Below are 2,964 nucleotides of genomic sequence, written 5' to 3' on the forward strand. Positions count from 1 at the left end.
TTGTTGCATGGATGCCCCCGCCCGCGTTCATGATTTCCATGTACGTTGCACCCTGGAGACGCATATTGAATTCATTTTCCCTGCTTCCGGCGAACACTACATGTGTATGGGGATCAACAAGACCTGGCGTCACAAGCTTGCCGCTTGCATCCACCACTTCTGCTTCACCAAGACGATCAGCATATTTTTCGAACAGTTCTTCATCCATACCGACTGCCTGAATCACACCGTCCTCAATCCACACACTGCCGTCCTCAATAATTCCTAGCTCAGACATCGCTTCCCTTACAAGGGGAGCGTGCGAACTCCCCTGTAAGGTAACGAGCTGAGAAGCATTTCTGATAAAAATGGCTTTACTCAATTCCAACATCCTCTCAGTCTATTAATCTTGTTGCAACATTGGCATGTGGATGCCTTTTTCTTTCGCTGTCTTAATGGCAAGTTCATAACCTGCATCCGCATGACGGACGACGCCCATACCAGGGTCTGTTGTTAACACGCGCTGCAAGCGGACTTCTGCATCCTTCGTGCCATCCGCAACAATAACCATTCCTGAATGCTGGGAATAACCCATGCCAACACCACCGCCATGATGAAGCGAAATCCAGCTTGCCCCGCCAACAGCATTGATCATTGCATTTAAGATTGGCCAGTCAGAAACCGCATCACTGCCGTCCTTCATCGCTTCTGTTTCACGATTAGGAGAAGCGACAGAACCTGCATCTAAGTGGTCACGGCCAATCACGATTGGTGCAGAAACTTCACCAGACGCAACCATATCATTAATCACTTTACCGAAGCGGGCACGATCGCCATAGCCCAACCAGCAAATCCGGGCAGGAAGTCCTTGGAAAGCAATTCTTTCCTGCGCCATTCTAACCCACTTGCACAGATGCTCATCATCTTTAAACTCGCGAAGTAAGGCTTCGTCAATTTTTCGAATATCTTCCGGATCACCGGATAGTGCTGCCCAGCGGAACGGGCCTTTACCTTCGCAGAACAATGGACGAATATAAGCTGGAACAAATCCAGGGAAATCAAAGGCATTTTCCACGCCCTCATCCTTTGCTACTTGGCGGATGTTGTTACCGTAATCAAAGGTAACGGCTCCTTTTTCTTGCATTTTAAGCATAGCTTTCACATGTGTTGCCATACTTTGTTTAGAAAGCCCAACATACTTTGTTGGATCTGCTTTCCTTAATACAGCAGCCTCCTCTAAAGAATAGCCAACCGGAACATAGCCGTTAAGCGGATCGTGGGCAGATGTTTGGTCTGTTAACACATCCGGGTTGAACCCTTTTTCAATCATTAATGGTAAAATTTCTGCCGCATTTCCAAGTAAACCAATCGAAAGTGCTTTACCGGCAGTCTTCGCTTCATGAGCCAATCTTAATGCTTCCTCAAGGTCCTTTGTTTTCACATCAAGGTATCTCGTTTCAATCCGGCGGTCAATTCTCGTTTCATCTACTTCGATAGCGATACAGACACCATCATTCATCGTGACGGCCAGTGGCTGTGCACCGCCCATGCCTCCAAGACCTGCCGTTAATGTGATCGTATGTTTTAGGGAACCTCCATAATCCTGACGAGCAAGCTCAGCGAATGTTTCATACGTGCCTTGAACAATTCCTTGGCTGCCGATATAAATCCAGCTCCCGGCTGTCATTTGGCCGTACATCATCAACCCTTTTTTATCAAGCTCATGGAAATGCTCCCAATTCGCCCATGCAGGGACAAGGTTGGAGTTCGCCAATAATACGCGAGGCGCATCTTTGTGTGATTTCCAGACAACAACCGGCTTCCCGGATTGGATTAACAATGTCTCATCCTCTTCTAACTCTAAAAGCGTTTTCACAATCGCGTCATAAGATTCCCAGTTTCGCGCAGCCTTCCCGATTCCACCGTAAACCACTAAATCCTCGGGTCTTTCCGCAACCTCTTGGTCAAGATTGTTCATCAACATACGTAAAGCCGCCTCTTGAATCCAGCCCTTTGCATGCAATTCCGTTCCTTTATAGTTCTTAATGATCCGCTTATTCGTTGTCTTCGTTTCCATTGATTTCACTCCCTATTTATGATTCTACTACTATTATAAAAATCCAATTTTCTGAAAAATACGGATGAATAATTAGAAAGAGGATAATTTTTCTATGTAGAAGAACATTTTTTCTAGGACTAATCACCAATAAACGATAATATTTTTATAAAATGATAATTTTTATAGAAATTAAGGAAACTGTTTCACTAAACAGTTCCCTTCTCATTTATCATCCAATCCGGTTTTTGCATGCGGAAATCACGGGGAGACATCCCGATTAGTTCCCGAAACATTCTGCTAAAATAATTGGCATTTTGATAACCTGATAAAATGGAAATCTCTTTAATCGGCTTTCTTGTTTCAATCAATAATCGCTTTGCTTCTTTCATTCGTATGCCGGCCAAGAGTTCGGTGAAACTATATCCGGTTTTCGTTATTAGCAGATGACTGAAGTAAGCGGGATTTCGGTCCACATACTGCGCCACATCTTCGAGCCTAAGACTGCTTTTGGAAAAATTAGCCTTCATATACGACATTCCGAGCTCAATTGGATCTTGTTTCATTTGCTGCATAGAGTTTTCTGCACCAACAAATATTTTTTGAATAAATAAAATAAGATTTTGTACGGTTCGATACAGAACGGTATCATATAAGATTGAGTTAAAAATCGTTCGATAATCCTGTTCAAGGCTGGGGTCATCATTCAGCTTGTATGTCTTCATAAATCTTCTGACCTGAGCCAGTATGCTCGTTAACCTGATTCTGACTAAGCCTGGATCCGGATAGGGATGCTGTAATTGAAGAAATTCATCTATTGAAGCGGCGCACGAAACGCGAAAGCGTTTCACGATAAATGCGAAAACGCCTATCTAGGTTGTTGGGTTTGGGGTTAATATCGGCTGCATAACCGAACGAAGTACAGGACA

General features: G+C 44.1%; 3 protein-coding genes. All 3 read right to left on the bottom strand.

Features of this window, described 5'->3' with window-relative positions:
• Positions 1 to 361: amidohydrolase family protein (locus ACO1D1_RS26025; RefSeq protein WP_423337593.1), on the bottom strand; the 361-nt coding region annotated here is incomplete at its 3' end.
• A gap of 21 nt (positions 362 to 382) precedes the next feature.
• On the bottom strand, positions 383 to 2,056 hold the full coding sequence (hutU, locus tag ACO1D1_RS26030) for a urocanate hydratase (protein ID WP_149869966.1): 1,674 nt from the start codon (positions 2,054 to 2,056) through the stop codon (positions 383 to 385).
• Between the two features lie 188 nt (positions 2,057 to 2,244).
• Positions 2,245 to 2,886 carry a helix-turn-helix domain-containing protein gene (locus ACO1D1_RS26035; protein WP_423337594.1) on the bottom strand — a complete coding sequence of 214 codons (642 nt, stop codon included), beginning with the start codon at positions 2,884 to 2,886 and terminating at the stop codon, positions 2,245 to 2,247.
• Positions 2,887 to 2,964 lie beyond the last annotated feature (78 nt).

This window comes from Neobacillus sp. 19, assembly GCF_049463095.1.
In the GTDB taxonomy this organism is placed as follows: Bacteria; Bacillota; Bacilli; order Bacillales; family Cytobacillaceae; genus Neobacillus.

Excerpts from the sequence above, each read along its gene's own strand:
- hutU (WP_149869966.1), bottom strand. The coding sequence starts at position 2,056 with ATGGAAACGAAGACAACGAATAAGCGGATCATTAAGAACTATAAAGGA.